This is a genomic window from Bacteroides sp. AR20 (genome assembly GCF_964250605.1).
GTDB classification, from domain to species: domain Bacteria; phylum Bacteroidota; class Bacteroidia; order Bacteroidales; family Bacteroidaceae; genus Bacteroides; species Bacteroides uniformis.
Genome location: NZ_CAXUGK010000007.1, coordinates 6,711 through 24,108, shown reverse-complemented (window position 1 = coordinate 24,108; position 17,398 = coordinate 6,711). Strand labels below are relative to the sequence as shown.

Here is a 17,398-nt window from a genome sequence, read left to right as displayed (position 1 = left end):
CATAGGAACATATGAAAGGAACTGACCATTTCAAGAAACTCATCAAGAACTATCTTGATAACCGAGCCAAGGAAGATGAACTCTTCCGTGCCAAGTATGAAACCACCACACGCACCATTGACGATGTGGTAAACTATATCTTCCATGCCGTACAGCAATCCGGCTGCTGCGGTTTCAGCGACATGGAGGTTTATGCCATGGCAGTCCATGCGATAGATGAACCTCATTTGGAAATTGGCAAGCCGATGGACTGCAATGTGGTAGTGAATCATCACATTGAGCTGACTGAGGCTGAGAAGGCAGAACAGCGAGCCATTGCCCTCAAGCGGTATCAGGAGGAGGAAATGCGAAAGTTGCAGCAACGCAACAGCCGACCAAAAGCAGCCAAACCGCAACCCAAACCCATTCAAGAACTCTCACTCTTTCAAGGCATGGAACTATGAAGGCAAGAACGAAAATAGAAAAACAGGTGGCAGCTTCCAATGAGAAGCTGACCGTCCTAAGCCCCAAAGTGATAACATGGGCAGTGCGGAAAGTGGCAGGACATGTCTGCTTCCGTACTTCCGCACACAAATGTACCTGTGGCGATTGTAGCAGGCAGTTCGACTATGAGGGAAAAGGCAAGTCTGTCTGCTGCCCTTATTGCGGTACTCGCTTACAGATAAAGGACACCCTCAAACGCACCATCAAGGAAGCCTACTACTTTTCTTCCCTCGAAGTAATAGACCATTTGCAGGTGCAACGGGTATTCCGTTTGGAAACGACCTTCCGGAAAGGAATGCCGATGGAGGTAGACTACTGGGAAGCATGCCGTTTGTGGCTTAATGCCGAAGGCAAGTTGGCTGTCACGGCAAGGGCAAGGACATTGAGCTATTATGTGGACTGCTTTGATTGGGCATCCGAAATCTCCTTGAAGCGACCGAACGAAGTTCACTGGCTCATTGCAGACACCTATGTCTATCCGCACTATCGGTTGCTGCCCGAACTGAAACGCAACGGCATGAAAGGCAAGCTGCCCGACTGCCACCCGATGAAGCTGATGAAAGCCGTGCTGACAGACAGCCGGATGGAAACCATCCTCAAGTCAAAAGATTTACATGCCGTGTCTTACTTTGTACACCGACCTTTGGAACTTGACCGATGCTGGCAGTCGTATAAAGTAGCCACCCGGCATCACTACCGCCCTTCGGACATGGGATTGTGGGCAGATACCATCCGCTTGCTGGAGCAGTGTGGCAAGGACATCTGCAACCCCAAGTATATCTGTCCGCAGAACCTCAGAGCCGAGCATGACTATTGGATGAACCGACACAACCAAATGGAGCAGAAACGCAGAAGCCAGGAGCAGATGCAGCGAGCCAAACGGAAGGAAGCCGAGTTCTACAAGGAGAAGTCACGCTACTTCGGTATCACCATCACCGACAAAGACCTGGTGATTTCGGTACTCGATAGTCTGGAGGCCTTCCAAACCGAGGGAAATGCCCTGCATCATTGTGTCTTCCAATGCGAATACTATGCCAAGGCGGACAGCTTGATACTATCGGCTCATGACAAGGAGGGGAATCCCATCGAAACGATTGAGTTTTCACTGACCGAGGGGAAAGTGATACAGAGCCGAGGGCTGTGCAATACGAATACTCCGCACCACGACCGGATTGTCCGGCTGGTCAATGCCCATGCCCATCAGATACTCGCAGCCAAACAGACAGCGTAAATTCCTTATATATGTTCCGCTCCGACTTCCGCCGTGAGGCGTGGGTCGGAGTTTAAAAGCATACCATGCGAAATGTATTGACAAATTATTTCATACTGAATTAAGACGCTCTTTCTGCTTGCCAATACTTGAATATAGGGAAGATTGTTCAGCAGGACAAAAACCATCTTGATGTTTGTCTGATATTTGTTTAATGTTTATTTAATGGTTGATTAACAAGGAAATAAAATCATCAGAAAAGTGATATTTCCGCAGAATAAATGAGTAAGCTTTCTGCCTAATCAGCAAGTAATAAAGTATTTTTGTAAGTAAAGAAAAAATGGAATAGTAAACTTTTAATCTTGAAGATAATGAAAGGAAATAACTTGACAATCGCTATCGGCAATCAGAAAGGTGGAGTCGGGAAGACCACCTCGACAGCCTGTATAGGTGCAGCGCTCGCCCTGCAAGGAAGACGTGTGTTGCTCATTGACCTGGATGCACAGCAGAACCTCACGTTCACGCTGACGCAGAACGAAGACCCGGAAACGAGCATCTATGACACCCTGGTCAAAGACCAACCGCTGCCCATCGTTTCCGTCCGAGAAAATCTTGACCTCGTTCCGGCTTCATTGGATTTGGCAAGAGCCGAAATAGACATGGCTACCATGATGGCAAGGGAGGGCATCCTCAAATCCTACCTCGATGAACAGAAGGAGAAGTATGACTACATCCTGATGGATTGTTCGCCCTCACTCGGTATCGTAACCACCAATGCGCTGGTGGCAGCGGACAAACTCTACATACCGCTTACTGCCGAAGCCTTGCCCTTGAAAGGCTTGACCATGCTGGATGATATAGTCCGGGAGGTGAAGCGCCGAGTGAACCCGACGCTGGAGTTGGGTGGAGTGTTCTTCACCCGGTTCAATAACCGGAAGCTGAACAAGGAAGTGATTTCCATGGTAGAAAAACGGTACGGAGAGAAGGTGTTTCAGACGAAAATCCGTGAGAATATCGCCATAGCCGAGATGCCGCTGTCCGGTCAGACCATCTTTGAATACGACCCGAAAAGCAATGGTGCAGCGGACTATCGCACACTGACCGATGAAATAATCAGTCGGGAGGAAAATTGGTAAACTATATTACTATATGACTATTCACAAAGGTTATTGGTAACATAGTAAGTAAATCAGCAAGTAAACAAGTAATAAAGTAAGCAATATGAGTAAGAAGAATTTATCCTTATTGATGGACGGCTTCATGGGTGAAGCCAATCAAGCAGAACTGGCAAAGGAACAGCCTAAGGAAAAAGCTGTTGAACAAGTCGCAGAACAAGCGGAACAGCCAGCAGCTCAAGATGATAAGCAGGAAATTCCGAAGGCAGCACCTGCAAAAGCATCTTCTAAGCAGGAAACAACCGAAACGGCTGCTCCCGAGCAACTGAAGTCCAAACTGGATGCCAAACGCAGGGAGAATGTGGGTCGCCCCAAGAAAGGAGAAACAGCCAAAAGTGTCAAGAAGCCCCAGGAAATCCGCGCCACCTTCATCGTGGATCCGGATTTGGTTCGCAAAGTGAAGTACATTTCCCTCGTGGAAGGCATCCTCTTGAAGGATGTTATCTCCGAAGCGCTGAACAACTATGTGGATGCCTGGGAGGAGAAGAACAAGAAAATCCGGTTGCCGAAGGCGAAGTGATAACATGCAAAAACGGAGCAAACTGTTACAGCCTGCTCCGTTTTGTTTGTTCGCTTTCTTGGTTTTCAAATCTACTGAATACTGACTATCACATATTACTCGCAATCAAATAATTGTTTGAAATGTTCCTTTATATCCGGAGATAGTCTTCCCTCTGGTTCGCTGGTAGGGATTTGCTGGAAGTCCAGGAACTCCAGGTCTTTGTTTTTGCAGCTCAATGGCCCCTGGATATTGGTCAGGATAAAAATCGTAGTGTCATCGTCAAACATTAAATCCACCGGTTCAACATCCAGAAATTTAGCGGCTTCATATTCTCCCCGTGCCATCACTTTCATGCGATACAACCTGGTCTTTCTTCCTGCGGGACAAAGGAAGATTACCTCGTCATTCTTTTGAGGAAGGTCTTTCAGCGATATGGGGAATCCACCCCATTGAAACTCTACAGATCCGAGATTTTCAAGTTCATTCGAAATGCCCTTAAAGTCATCTTTGTTTACTTTCACAGCAAAGGTGTTGCAGGATAGGGCTTCCATATCTTCCAGTTCTTCGTCACTTTGGACATAGATAGTCATGCGTAGACGCTCTTTCATGGTGCCATTCATTTTCTTTGTAGTCAGTTCAGCAATGAAAGTATTGTGCAAGCCTTGGTCCATCAATTGAGCAATCAGTTCGTTATCGCTTTGGGGAACGTAGCCGATGATGTATTCGAAATCGAAATTCTCAGGGTCACCTTCATAGTCTCCGGCAAAGGCTATGGCAACTGCATTGAAATCATGCTTGTTGTTGTAATCACGAATCAGTACCAATTGTTCTCCTTCATCTACATCTTCCCACCATTCTTCCGGATTATATCTGTTCCATCTGCTGATGGCACATTCCTTGAAGAAAAACCGTTTTCTTCTTTTAAAGGGAGTGTCTTTCAGAACTGTTTTTCCCGGATTTTCCAGTTGTTTCCAGATATTTTCATACCAGTCAATATGGTCAATGCCTTGTCTTTTCAATTGCTCCTGCAAGGTATTCCAGTCATTATCCGCTTTGACTGTTACTTCCGAACAATTGTCATCACAGGTACAATCAGTTGGCTGGTAGCTTAACTTGTATTGCTTGGCAATCTCTTTTATGATTGCTTTTATCACATTGCTTTTATCTATCTTGTTCATGGTGAATGGTTGTATTGAATTTATCGAATCAGCTCGTTGAGCTTGTCCTCTCTGACAATTTTAGGCTGCGCCTTACCTGCCAGAATCAGTACTTTCTTGCCGTTGCGGTAGATATGGAGTTGTCGACTGCGTACCACTGCAGTGATTTCTTTATCCTCCTGTATGGCTTTCCATATCGGATAGTATTCACCTCCCTGTAGAAACAGCTTCTTTTGAAGGTGGGAACACATATTGGTAGTATCAATGGTCATCATGGTTGTCATTCATTTTCGTTTTAATGGTAGGTTGTTCCTTTCCGTAGCTTTCGCTGGGTTCGGCGGCTGCTTCCATAACAGGTTCATTCATCGGATAAATCTTGCCCAACTTCTTCTCCGTGGGTTTTGCCAATTCTGGATTCAGACGCTCCTTCAGTTTCGTGTTCCGTTTCAGCACCGACATGTTGCGGATGGCAAAAGAGAGCGCCTTTTTGGTACCGATGAGCACGCAAATCTTCTTGGCACGGGTGATGCCCGTATAAATCAGGTTACGCTGAAGCATAACATAGTGTGTCATAAGAACAGGCATCACCACGATGGGATATTCCGATCCTTGCGACTTGTGAATGGTCGTAGCGTAGGCCAGTGTCAACTCATCCAGTTCTGAGGCTTCGTATTCTACCAGACGCTCCTCAAAGTTCACCAGCAGCGTACGTTCCTCCATATCCACCGATTCCACATAGCCGAGGTCCCCGTTGAACACATCCTTGTCGTAGTTGTTGCGCAGCTGCATCACCCGGTCGCCCTGACGGAAGGAATAGCCGCCCCGGTTCAAGGCAATCTGGGAAGGATTCAGTGCATTTTGCAGAGCCATGTTCAGATTGGCAGCACCCACCACACCCCGTTGCATGGGAGTCAGTACCTGAATGTTGCTCACCCTTTGGCTGTAGGCTTTCGGCAGTCTACTCTTCACTAGATTGACGATGTCCTCCGCCACTTTTTCCGGCTCCTCCTGCTGGATGAAGAAGAAGTCCGTCTGCTTGCCGTTGCTCGTATCAGGGAAACGTCCCTGGTTGATAGCATGGGCACTCATTACGATGCGGCTGGTTTGTGCCTGACGGAAAATGCGGGTCAGCCGGATGACCGGAATCTTTTCACTCTCAATGATGTCGCGCAACACGTTGCCGGCACCTACACTCGGCAACTGGTCGATGTCGCCCACGAAGACCACGCGCATGGAAGAGGGGATGGCCTTCATCAGGTTGTTCATCAGGATGATGTCAATCATCGAACACTCGTCCACAATCAGTGCGTCCCCTTCCAGGGGATTCTCATCGTTCCGCTTGTAGCCGTCTTTCGGATTGAACTCCAGCAGCCGGTGAATGGTCTTGGCCTCCATGCCGGTGGCTTCGCTCATACGTTTGGCTGCCCGCCCCGTAGGAGCCGCCAGCAGAATGCGGAGTCCCATATGCTTCAAAGCCGCAATGATACCCTGCGTAGTGGTCGTCTTACCGGTACCCGGTCCACCCGTCAATACCATCACCTTTGAACGGATGGCTTCCTCGATGGCTTGCAACTGCACCTCGTCATATTCAATGCCTGTTTCCTTCGATAAAGCCTGCACATCCATCTTCTTGGCAAAGAGATCCTGTCCTGATTCACGGAGCAAAGCCTGCAGCCTGTTGGTCGTACCTACTTCGGCAAAATAGAAAGGCGGCAGATAGATGGCTTCGTCTTCCAACTTCAAGTCATCCGTCTGCACCATATTACTCAAAGCCTCACGGATAGGCGCTTCGTCCGCTTCCAGCAATTCCAACGCTGCTTTGACCAACTGTTCCTCTTCAGCATAGACATGCCCTTCGTTGGCCAGCTGATTCAAGGTATAGATGATGCCACTCTTACAGCGGCGCAGGTCGTTCTTTTCGTAGCCCATCTTCGCTGCAATGCTGTCGGCCGTCTTGAAGCCGATGCCCCAGATGTCGTCTGCTAGTCGGTAAGGGTTCTCCTTTACCTTGTCGATGCTTTCCTTGCCGTACTGGCGGTAAATCTTGGCCGCATAGGCCGTACTGACACCATACCCCTGCAGGAAAAGCATCACATTCTTGATGTCCTTCTGCTTCTCCCAACTCTCGCGAATCTTCTCCACGCGTTTTTTTCCGATGCCCGGCACCTCGTAAAGCCGTTCGATGTCTGTCTCGATCACATCGATGGTTTCCAGACCAAACTGACGGACGATGAGTTGGGCAAATTTCGGACCGATGCCTTTTACCAGTCCGCTTCCCAGATATTTCTCGATGCCATAGACTGTGGCCGGCATTACTTCCTCCCACGATTGGCATACGAACTGGCTGCCGTAGCGTTTGTCCACCTTCCAGTCGCCCTCACACAACAGCACACTTCCGGCAGGCACCTCCAGCAGGTTGCCCACCAGTGTCACCAGGTCGTCATAGCCTTTGACCTTGACCCTCATTACCGAATACCCGTTCTCGGGATTCTGGTAGGTTATTCGTTCTACTACGCAGCGAAGTCTGAGCATAATATTTCGTTAAAACAGATTTGAACTTAGCAGACTAGCAAGGAATATGGTGCTTGTTGCAATATTCGATAACCTCCTCTTGAGTGTCGAATCCTTTGTCACAGAACTTTTGTAGTCCTCCCTTTACATCTTCAATGAACTCTTTTTGTGCATTGAGGACACTAGTTGCTTTATTAATAAAACTTTTATAGTCTGCATTTATTCGGCAGAGTTTATCTATGGTATAATAGTCCAACTCATTTCTACGAGCTGGGAAGAGTTCTTTAGTTGCATCTGTATAAGGAGATAATAGGATGATTCCTATACCAAAGGCTCGGTTGAGACGGGCTATCTCTTCCATCAGATCTTCATTGATTTCAAATGCAATCAAGTACCCATAATTGGCCCAACTGCTGTTGGAGAGGGCTTGAAAGAAATACTCCTTCAGTTGGTGGTCGTTTTCAATCGTACGCTTTAGTTCATACGAATGCAAAGCGATGTACTCTTTGGTCTCTGTAGCTTTCAGCAAGGAACGGGTTGCAGTCTCTTGAAACTCGTGAAATTCTACGCCCACCATATCAGGATGCACCCACTTTTGAGCTTGGTCTGCACTTTTGAAGCTATTCTCATGGAAAATGGTCTTGGAATAGATACTTTTGCTGAGAAGATAGTTAGTAAGGAGTCGGTGCAGACTGCGTTCTTTGTACATTTCTACTTTTGCTTGAACAACCGGTGCAATAAATGGCTTTTCGTTACTTATCAACTGTTCCAACTCTTCAGTATATTTAGTGATGTTACAGCAAGTACCGATTGAGCCTGTGGAGTTTTGCAGACTTTTAGACATGCTTTGTCTGGGAATGGTAATATTTAGCCATTGCACTTGTCTACGATGTGGAAGAGCTTGATTGGGAACATAGTGGTAGTTCCCGGTAATCTCTGCCACACAATAACCACCTTCTCCATTGGGAGCAAGAACTATGTCACCTATCTTTAGTCCATAGCATACAGTCCAAAGAAATCCAATGGATGTTCTAGCTGTACCCATAGATTTCTCAGGATTGCATTCTAAATATTTGGCAATCATATGATGCCGCCAGCTATTTTCATCATTGTGAGGATAGGATGTTAAATCCTCCTCTTTTATAAAGTTGACCCCGATGTAGTTGTGTTCAAGGCAGTCTTGAATGTACTTTCCACCTTCACCTAACATGATACGATTATATTGTCTCATTTTATGATAGTCAATCATTTAACGGTATATTTACTCTTCATTATCTGCCCAAAGTTCGCATTGACGCATTACAACTTCAATAGCATTTTGTGCTTCTTCTGGTGGATAATGGTACTTCTTTAGAAGACGTTTTATCATCGTTCGCATTTTAGCGCGAGCTGTTTCCTTTTGTCTCCAATCCAAAGTACGGTTTTTCCTGAGTGCATCTGTGATCTCTCTTGCCATGGCGACCAGTTGATTGTTTTCGTAGAAATCCTTGACGGCCCGAGGTCGTGTCAACGCATCGTAGAATGCCTGCTCTTCATCAGATAAACCAAGAGCATTACCTTCTTCTGCGTGTTGCTTCATTAACTTAGCCATTTCCAGAAGTTCCTTTATCACTTCTTCATTGGAAATCATACCACGGAGATATTCAGCCAAGCGTTTATCTAACATTTCACTGAACAATTCAGCTTGTGTTAGATTCTTTTTTTGATGTTTTTTGATATGTTGAGCAAGTAACTTTTTCAACATTTCAATAGCTAGATTCTTCTCCTTCATATTGGCAACATCATTCAAGAATTGCTCATCAAAGAGAGAAAACTCTTCCCCTTTAGTATTGATAATTTCTACAACACCATCTGATTGAATCGCAACTTTAAGCAATTCTGAGATGCGTTCGTCTATTATCTTCCGTGTGATAGGAGCCTTACTGGTCAAGCGGATAAATAAAGTACGTACAGCTTCAAAGTATGCTTCTTCAAATTTTTCTTCCGGTGTCAGAATACTGCGACAAATTGTTGCTGCTTGCATCATACGTTTGCTATATTCTGAGAATACCTCACTTACGGGAGTCAGTACAGGATCACAGTGCACATGTATGATGTTACCATTCTCATCATACATGGTTCGTTCGCTTGGGCAGCCGGGCACCATCCGATCGGGAATCAGCAATGTATCCAGTCCTTCTCGAATGAGTCTGCTTCTTTGTAGATTGGTACATGTCGCAAATGTGGAGTAATCCACTAAATCACTTATACACAAACGGCACATGCTGATTGCTTCCAGAAATTGTTCATAAGCAGTTTGCTTGATGTCTTGATTCCCGAAGTTCTTTTTGTCGCGCCCTGTGTAATCGTGCATGGCTTTCTTTAATGCTCCAGCAATGCCGATATAATCCACCACAAGTCCTCCAGATTTTTCTGGGAAAACACGGTTTACTCTGGCAATGGCTTGCATCAGATTGTGCCCCTTCATGGGCTTGTACACATACATGGTAGCCAAGGAAGGCACATCAAATCCAGTCAACCACATATCCACTACGATTGCAATCTTCATCTTGGAGCTGTTGTCCTTAAAGTCGCGGGCAAGTTGCTCCTTGTGTGCTGCACTCCCAATAATATCAGCCCATTCTACGGGATCTTGATTGCCGCTTGTCATGACAACCCCTATGATTTCTTTCCAGTCAGGACGTAGCTCGCATAATTTACGATAGATATCAATACCTGTGGCACGATCTATGGCTACTATCATGGCTTTTCCTGTGAGATGATTTTTTCTACATTCTTCATAATGTTGTACCAAGTCGCGACACAATGTATCTATGGTTTCCGGGGCTCTAAGCAGTGCATGCAAGCGAGCATTTTCTTGTTTGCTACGTTTTAAATCTTCATCGCTGGCTCCTTCTTCGGCTAATTTGTCATATTCTTGATCCAACAGTTTCATTGTTTCTGCATCCAGATCAAGTTTTATAAGTCGGCTTTCGTAGTACACTGGAACCGTTGCACCATCTTCTACAGCTTGCGTCATGTCATAGATGTCAATGTAATTGCCAAACACTTCACGAGTGTCGTGATCATCTGCTTCAATAGGTGTACCGGTGAAGCCTATAAAAGAAGCTCCCGGCAGAAGTTTACGAACGATGGCAGCAAAACCCAGTTTCAATTCTCCGGTTTCGGTATCTACCTTGGTTTGGGTGTTACTCTGACTACGGTGTGCTTCATCACTTAAAACTATAATATCTTTGCGTGTAGTAAGCGGAGTCTTTCTGTCCTTGAACTTTTGTAAGTTGGCAAAGATGATTCCACGGCTTTGGCGGGTTTCCAGTAATTCATACAGGTGTTCTCCATCTTTTGCCATCACAGGCTGTTGACGCAAATAATCACAGCAAGCGCTAAACGTGCCATAAAGTTGTTCGTTTAAGTCCAAGCGGTCCGTTAGCACCAGAATGGTTGAACTCAAAAGATTATGTAGCAATTGATGGGCATAAAAAACCATACTTAGGCTTTTTCCTGATCCTTGCGTATGCCAAAATACACCAATTTTACCATCTTGACGTTTGATGGCTTCTTTGGTGCATTCCATTGCTTTCTTTACAGCAAAATATTGGTGATAACCGGCAAGGATTCGTGCTTTCTTGTCGGTACCCATTGCCATCGTGAAGTGGGTGATAATATCCACTAACCGTTCTTTCTTAAACATGCCGTTGAAGAGCGTTTCAAAATCAGCAACGGATGTGCTTTCGTAGCTGCCATCAGTGGTTTTCCACTCCATGAAACGGTCAAGAGGAGCAGTGATACTTCCCACTCTGGTATCAGCCATGTCACTAATGACGCATAGTTGACAAGCCGTAAATAGTTGAGGAACACGGCGCATGTAGTTTTGTAGCTGTAGCCAAGCTTCTTCACTGTTCGTTACTTCTCTGGTTGGCGATTTGAGCTCTACAACTGCAATAGGCAGACCATTGATGAACACAACAATGTCTGCGCGCTTGGTGTTAGTTCCGTTTACAATTGTCCACTGATTCACTACGGTAAAGACATTATTGTCTATATTTTCTTGATCTATCAGCTTCAAGTGGTCACAGCGTATTTGACCATCACTGGCGCGATAGCTTACATCTAAACCTTGTTGTAACCATTCTGTCATTTTTATATTAGCTGACAGAAGCGGCTCATTTTGAATAGTATGCAATTGACGCATGGCTTCTTCTATCGCCAGTTGTTTCGTGGCTCCGTTAATAACAAGCAGCTGCTTTCTAGTAATGCAGGATATTGATACATCCTCTAGGTCACGAGCTGTTTCTTGTTCTAGCTCTGGTCCATAACGGTAGTCGTAGCCCATTTCCTTGAACAAATCAAGAATGGTTTGTTCATACGAATCTTCAGTATAATGATATGTGTTCATAATCAAAGTATTATATATAGTTATATGTTGTCGGTTTCACGATTTCCTACGCTGCCGTAGATTTTAAATTATCATTTATACGGCGGTTGAGGGCGATTTTATTATCAAGAGAAGCTAGGATGGCTACCATCTTCTTTTGAACGCTCAGTGACGGTAATAGTATTTCCGTATCTTCGAGAATTTTTGTAGAAATATTAGCCTGACTTGCGCTTCCTGTTGCTTTAGATGCTAATGAATAAAGATTTTCGTATTGTCTGAAATAATAGTAAACATATTGTGGGACAACATTATTACATTGAATTATCTTACATGTTCGTTGATTTAGATAAGCTGGTATATCATGTGTATATAGAGATACACGACCAACCCAGCTATTTGCATTTTGTTTACTTACTGGATCTCCTGTTAATGCGAATATAACATCCCCCTTGTTGACCAATATTTTAGACAAAATCTCGTTTGGTTCGTCGGAAATGGATACAGTGTCTTCGAAAAACTTAACTAAGCCATTCTTTAATTCTTTTATCCTAATGATTTTGTATTTACCATCGTAGAGGAATTTAGAGGATTTAAATGCATAACCATTTTGGAAATCCACTAAATCGCCTAATCTATATATTTTCCACTCTTCCATAAATGAGAATTTAGCTGTTTAAATTATTCGTTTTCACTTCCCAAAAACCGTTTCTTTTGCCATTTTTGCGTTCTATTATGCCTTTTTCGGTCAAATTTACGGTAATGGTCTTAACTGTTCGCTCAGATTTGCCTATATGCGCAGCGATTTCTTTTTGCGTGGCTTTAGGCTGTTCTCTCAAGAAGTTCAGCACGGCCATTTCTTCTAAAGTGCAATTCAAAGTGCAAATATTGCACTTTGGGGAGATTTCCTTTGTTGTATTTGCACTTTGAACGCCTTGCACAGAAGATTCTTGCACAAGCATTACTCGGTTCTTTAGTTCGTTATGTTCGGAAAGAATAAGGTTCCTAAAGAACGCTTCAATATATTCAGTGGTAGCGTAAATGCCTTTGCTCAAATTGTTATAGTTGGCGCGGACCAAAGCGTTGCGGAAATACCATGAATGATTGGCAAACGCCTCGTTACTGATGTCGAATCCAAACGTACGCAGGTATTTGATAGCAAACACTGCCGTAGTACGAGTATTTCCCTCACCGAAAGCATGAATCTGCCATATGCCGGAAATAAACTTTGCGATGTGAATGATAGCATCGTTGATATTCAAATCCTTATAGCTAAAATTTTTCTCCTGCATGAAATCGAAATCTAACGTTTCACGTATGCTGTCAGCACTGGCATAAAGGACGGTTTCTCCTTTCAATACCCATTCTTTTTTGGTGATATTGTAATCTCTGACCTTTCCTGCAAATTTATAGATACCTTGGAAAAGGCGACGATGAATGGTGATATACTCAACGGGCGAAAATGTGAAGGTCTTTTCAGATAAAATTTCAGCAATACGGGCTGAAACTTTATCTGCTTCTTCCGTTCTGTCTTCGATGTTTGCTCTGACTGTTTTGGATTGATAGTAGCTATCAATAAGCTGTTTGGCTTCTTCGATAGTTATATCACCCTCAATGTGCTGACGCGCTGTTTGAATCAAGTACTCAGACGGTTTCAGATCATCTACTGCCTGCAATCCGATAGCGGTCTGCCAAGCATAGCCTTTTTCTTTTTTCTGAGGCTCACCTTGTCTTATATATTCTTCAAAGTCATTCATTATCAATGAGAATTTAGCAGTTTAAATCGTTAATTTTTAATTCACCGGACATTAGCTTTGGGAGTATTGTATCACGCAATTGTTCTAACATATCGTTTTCCTTTAAATTTTCACTCATTCGTTTATAATAACCGCCCAAAATCTCGTTCATCTTTTTAGCCTCTGTATCTGTAGGTATCATTACTTTATACTCAGGAAGAGCTTTTTTGTTAAGATGCAGAACGGTTGTACCATTTACGTAGCCCTGACAGTGCCCTTTAAACAGTTTATTTTTAAGCATAGCTGCTATTAAAAAGCGATAAGGAAAACTCGAACTTGGCAACACTTTTACCAAATCCATTGAGAAGATTATTTTATTATACTCTCCTAGAGAAAGCACAAGTTCAGCATTTCCTATAACTTCAGCATTTTGCGTCAAATCAGTATGCGCTACTAGAATTTCAAACAATTCTGCATATTGTGCGTTTTTTACTTTATCTGACGGATTTATAGCCTTAAAACCATCAGTCTTAAATCCTCCAGAACGATTGTAATTCTTTATCGTAGCCATACCTGTATTGGAACTATCGACCAGTTCATCACCCTTGTATGAATATCCTCCTACAAATGAAGCTATATCAGATAAACTTCCCTTTGTCCATTGAGGATTAGGTTTTTCCACGAACCAAGACTTGAACAACGCCTGTGCCTGCTGTTCTAAATTATCATTTATGCGCTTATTAAAGAGCACTTGCTTATGGGTATAATATCTATTTATAACTCTCATCAGCCAATGTATTTACGGTGAGACAATTTTACGTTATTCTGGTTGACCATTGCATAGTGCATGGTGGTGTCAATCTTAACGTGACCAAGCAATTGCTGAACTTGTTCAACAGGCATACCCTTGTCGATGGCCATGGTTGCCAATGTCCTTCGGAACTTATGAGGATGTACACGAGAAATTTTACAATTTCTTCCTATTTTACGTAATCTACTTTCAATGCCTGATATTCCAAGTCTTGCATGTGGCTTAGCAAGTGAAACAAAAAGTGCCTTGTTGCGATCTCGCCTTGAAGACAAGTATTGTTGTAAATGGATTTTTGTACGAGCATTGAAATAGACCATACGCTCTTTATTGCCTTTTCCAAAAACAATACACTCGCGTTCATTGAAGTTGACATCCTCCCGATTGAGTTTAACTAATTCGCCCACACGCATACCAGTAGAGGAGAGCAAATCTATGATTGCAAGATCTCGAATATTTTTACAGTTATCACGCAAGGTTTCAAGATTTTCGTCAGTGAGAACTTCTTTAACTTGTGTGCCCGTTTTAACTTTATGGATTCGTCTTACCGGACTCTTTATGATATAGTCTTCCTCTTCAAGCCACGCAAAAAAGGAAGAGAATATCCGACGAATATTGTCAATAGTTACTTTGCTTGATTTATGTTTTCGCTGGTAAACGGCCAAATAGGCGCGTATATCATCTGTTGTGAAATTTACCACTTTCTTTGGCATCTTCTTGAAAAGCTGTTTGATAGTTACTTCATAATATTTGGCTGTTTTAATAGAGCAACCTTCAACTTGTTTAGCAGCCAGAAACATCTCCAACAGGCGCAAGTTGGATGCCGAAGAGTCTTGTTGAGTCTCTTCATCGCCCGTGATGGTGTATTTGCTCACAGCTTGGAGCAATACACCATTAAGAGTTGCCAACTGTTCTATATCTAAGAATTCCGCCATTGAGTTAGTAATTTCTTGAATGAATCTTTCTTTCATGTTTCTTCGATGTTAATGATTTCTTAATTAAAACCGAAGAATTAAGCAAGCAATCAAATTTTGTAACCTATACGCCCAAGTTGCTTGCGTATTTCGTCTTCAAGCTTATGGGATTGCTCAAATAGGTCAGACAATTCCGAAGTCAGGCGAGCCATCTTCTCTTCGAAGGGTTCTCCGTCGTCCTCTGTTTCGGCTATGCCTACATATCGTCCAGGAGTCAAAACGAAGTCTTGTGCAGCCATTTCTTCAATAGTTGCAACAGCTGAGAATCCCGCTTCTGGAACTAGATTACCTTCTCGATACTGCTCAAACGCTTCGGCTATGCGTGCTATGTCATTTGTAGTTCTTTCTGCTTCTTGACATTTTTCGTTTTCTTCTGGATTGGGCGTGCCGGATGACAATCTCCGATGGGTGCGATCAAACATGTACCCCAAGTTACGTGCGTCAATGAAGAGTGTCTTACCTGCTTGAGTTTTCTTTTTATTAAAGAACCAGAGACAACATGGGATTTGCACGTTATAAAATAACTGGCTAGGCATCGCAACAATACCTTCTACCAAATCTGCTTCAATAAGTTTACGGCGTATATCTCCTTCTCCTCCGCTTTGACTGCTAAGTGAGCCATTGGCAAGTACAAGACCGATACGTCCGTTGTCATTCAGGTGGTAAATCATATGCTGAATCCAGGCATAATTGGCATTTCCTTCAGGGGGAATACCATATACCCAACGTGGATCATCTTTTAATTTGTCTCCGCCCCAATCAGAAATGTTGAATGGAGGATTAGCCATTACGAAGTCAAACTTACGAAATGGGTGCTGGTCATTATGAAATGAATCTGCCCAGGTCTCACCAAAGTTAGCCTCAATTCCACGAATGGCTAAGTTCATTTTGGCTAATCTCCATGTGTTGCTGTTCATTTCTTGACCGAAGACAGAAATGTTATTCATATTTCCACTATGGCGTTCTATGAATTTAGCGCTCTGCACAAACATACCACCGCTACCACAAGCCGGGTCAAAAATCTTACCCTCATACGGCTGCAGAACTTCTACTAATGTACGGACTACGCACTCCGGAGTATAGAACTCTCCACCTTTTTTCCCTTCTTCACGCGCAAATTCTCCAAGGAAATATTCGTAAACTCTACCCAAAACATCTCTTGCTTGACTTACATCAAAAACGGTATTGTCGAAAATGTCAACAACTTCTCCTAATCTCCTTTTGTCAAGTTCCGGACGAGCATAATTTTTGGGTAATATACCTTTAAGATGGGCATTGTCCTTTTCAATAGCTTCCATAGCTTTATCTATGACTATGCCGATTTCTGCAGTTAAGGCAGAATCAGCAATCAGCTTCCATCGGCTTTCTTTTGGGACGAAAAAGATATTGTCACCGATGTATTCGTCTGCATCCTCTGGGTCTCCGTAAGGATCAGACGTGAGTTCTTCATATTTAGCCTTAAAGCTGTCATTTATATATTTTAGGAACACAAGTCCCAATACCACACTCTTATATTCTGCAGCATCAAGATTGCCACGAAGTTTTTCTGCTGCACCCCACAACTTCTGTTCGAGGGTTTGTTCTTTTACTGATTTCGCTTTCTTTGCCATAATATTATTCTTGATTATCAACAATTAAATCTTTGATACTAACCGAAAGGATGTCGGCTATTTGCTTTAAGGTCTCAAGTGAGGGTTGATTGCGGTTCGTGCAATAACCATTTACGGTACAAAAGCTTTTGCCCAACTTTTCAGCAAGCCAAGTCTGAGATTTATCCTTTTCTACCAGTACAGATTTAATACGATTGATCTTCATATTCTTATGATTATAAACATATTTATGTCATTCCTACAAAAGTACGAAATTCCTTATTTACCACCATGAAAAATACTCACTATTTATAAAGTATTTCTAAATACTAGACTATTAATGCTGAAAAAGGCTTCAATGAATATCATAATGAAGGCTCTACTGAACGCAGGCTGACGCTTGCAGAAGTAGAGCCATCGAATGGTTTATATGGTTAGCTCACAGATGTTGGCCGCCACTTCCGACTTATCGTATTGTATGCGATGCCGGAAGTGACGACCTTTTGGGAAGAATATGCCATCCGGTTGCTCTGTATTTTCAATACCAAGCAAAGCCCGGCTGATAGGATTTTGCTACAAGTAGAAGTTCCATTCCATTGCCACAGAGAGAAGCAGCAGGGTTTCACTTCGCTCCACTCAGCTGTTTCTCACAGTGTCAATGAGGTTGGAAAACATATCTACAAATGATGACTTGCTCGATGGCTCTACCGAACGCAGGCTAACGCTTGCGGAAGTAGAGCCATCGAATGGTTTTGGAGGTTGGCTCACAGATGTTGGTCACCACTTCCGACTTATCGTATTGCATGCGATGCCGGAAGTGACGACCTTTTGGGGAGGATGTGCCATCCGGTTTGCTCCGTGTCGATGACACCAAGCAAAAC

The 17,398-nt window shown here is 43.5% G+C and carries 15 protein-coding genes; 4 read left to right on the top strand and 11 right to left on the bottom strand.

Annotated features, from left to right (window positions below; translation table 11 throughout):
- Nucleotides 1-11 precede the first annotated feature (11 nt).
- From ACESTD_RS05555 to ACESTD_RS05540, 4 genes are all read left to right on the top strand, one after another.
- Nucleotides 12-443: a PcfK-like family protein gene (locus tag ACESTD_RS05555; protein WP_005938367.1), complete on the top strand. Its 432-nt coding sequence runs from the start codon at nt 12-14 to the stop codon at nt 441-443.
- Entirely contained in the window at nt 440-1,714 is a 1,275-nt protein-coding gene (locus ACESTD_RS05550) for a PcfJ domain-containing protein (RefSeq protein WP_005938364.1), read from the top strand. The genes ACESTD_RS05555 and ACESTD_RS05550 overlap by 4 nt, the downstream gene beginning before the upstream one ends.
- A gap of 350 nt (nt 1,715-2,064) precedes the next feature.
- The gene (locus tag ACESTD_RS05545) at nt 2,065-2,829 is read left to right on the top strand and encodes a ParA family protein (RefSeq protein ID WP_005938361.1); all 765 of its coding nucleotides are present in this window, start codon (nt 2,065-2,067) and stop codon (nt 2,827-2,829) included.
- A gap of 85 nt (nt 2,830-2,914) precedes the next feature.
- On the top strand, nt 2,915-3,388 hold the full coding sequence (locus tag ACESTD_RS05540; protein ID WP_005938359.1) for a hypothetical protein: 474 nt from the start codon (nt 2,915-2,917) through the stop codon (nt 3,386-3,388).
- A 95-nt stretch (nt 3,389-3,483) separates the two neighbouring features.
- Here ACESTD_RS05540 and ACESTD_RS05535 read toward each other — a convergent pair whose 3' ends face one another.
- Genes ACESTD_RS05535 through ACESTD_RS05485 form a run of 11 tightly spaced genes read right to left on the bottom strand, consistent with a single transcriptional unit; the run spans nt 3,484 to nt 16,743 of the window.
- On the bottom strand, nt 3,484-4,548 hold the full coding sequence (locus ACESTD_RS05535; RefSeq protein WP_005938356.1) for an HIRAN domain-containing protein: 1,065 nt from the start codon (nt 4,546-4,548) through the stop codon (nt 3,484-3,486).
- 20 nt (nt 4,549-4,568) lie between these two features.
- The gene (locus tag ACESTD_RS05530; protein WP_026231524.1) at nt 4,569-4,799 is read right to left on the bottom strand and encodes a hypothetical protein; all 231 of its coding nucleotides are present in this window, start codon (nt 4,797-4,799) and stop codon (nt 4,569-4,571) included.
- Nucleotides 4,789-7,059 carry an ATP-dependent RecD-like DNA helicase gene (locus ACESTD_RS05525; RefSeq protein ID WP_005938351.1) on the bottom strand — a complete coding sequence of 757 codons (2,271 nt, stop codon included), beginning with the start codon at nt 7,057-7,059 and terminating at the stop codon, nt 4,789-4,791. The genes ACESTD_RS05530 and ACESTD_RS05525 overlap by 11 nt, the downstream gene beginning before the upstream one ends.
- Before the next feature lie 34 nt (nt 7,060-7,093).
- Nucleotides 7,094-8,287, bottom strand: coding sequence for a hypothetical protein (locus ACESTD_RS05520; protein ID WP_005938349.1), 1,194 nt, complete (start codon nt 8,285-8,287; stop codon nt 7,094-7,096).
- 12 nt (nt 8,288-8,299) lie between these two features.
- Complete coding sequence (locus ACESTD_RS05515) at nt 8,300-11,434, bottom strand: type I restriction endonuclease subunit R (protein WP_005938345.1); 3,135 nt, start codon at nt 11,432-11,434, stop codon at nt 8,300-8,302.
- Nucleotides 11,435-11,480: 46 nt separating this feature from the next.
- Nucleotides 11,481-12,068 (bottom strand): restriction endonuclease subunit S, encoded by a 588-nt coding sequence (locus ACESTD_RS05510; protein ID WP_106480334.1) that lies wholly within the window; start codon nt 12,066-12,068, stop codon nt 11,481-11,483.
- A gap of 10 nt (nt 12,069-12,078) precedes the next feature.
- Nucleotides 12,079-13,167 (bottom strand): Fic family protein, encoded by a 1,089-nt coding sequence (locus ACESTD_RS05505; RefSeq protein ID WP_005938338.1) that lies wholly within the window; start codon nt 13,165-13,167, stop codon nt 12,079-12,081.
- A gap of 13 nt (nt 13,168-13,180) precedes the next feature.
- Nucleotides 13,181-13,933: a restriction endonuclease subunit S gene (locus tag ACESTD_RS05500; protein WP_005938336.1), complete on the bottom strand. Its 753-nt coding sequence runs from the start codon at nt 13,931-13,933 to the stop codon at nt 13,181-13,183.
- Nucleotides 13,933-14,925 carry a site-specific tyrosine recombinase/integron integrase gene (gene xerA, locus ACESTD_RS05495; RefSeq protein WP_005938334.1) on the bottom strand — a complete coding sequence of 331 codons (993 nt, stop codon included), beginning with the start codon at nt 14,923-14,925 and terminating at the stop codon, nt 13,933-13,935. Before xerA ends, ACESTD_RS05500 begins: the two co-directional genes overlap by 1 nt.
- 53 nt (nt 14,926-14,978) lie before the next feature.
- Nucleotides 14,979-16,538, bottom strand: coding sequence for a class I SAM-dependent DNA methyltransferase (locus tag ACESTD_RS05490; protein WP_005938332.1), 1,560 nt, complete (start codon nt 16,536-16,538; stop codon nt 14,979-14,981).
- A 4-nt stretch (nt 16,539-16,542) separates the two neighbouring features.
- On the bottom strand, nt 16,543-16,743 hold the full coding sequence (locus tag ACESTD_RS05485) for a helix-turn-helix transcriptional regulator (RefSeq protein ID WP_005938330.1): 201 nt from the start codon (nt 16,741-16,743) through the stop codon (nt 16,543-16,545).
- Nucleotides 16,744-17,398 lie beyond the last annotated feature (655 nt).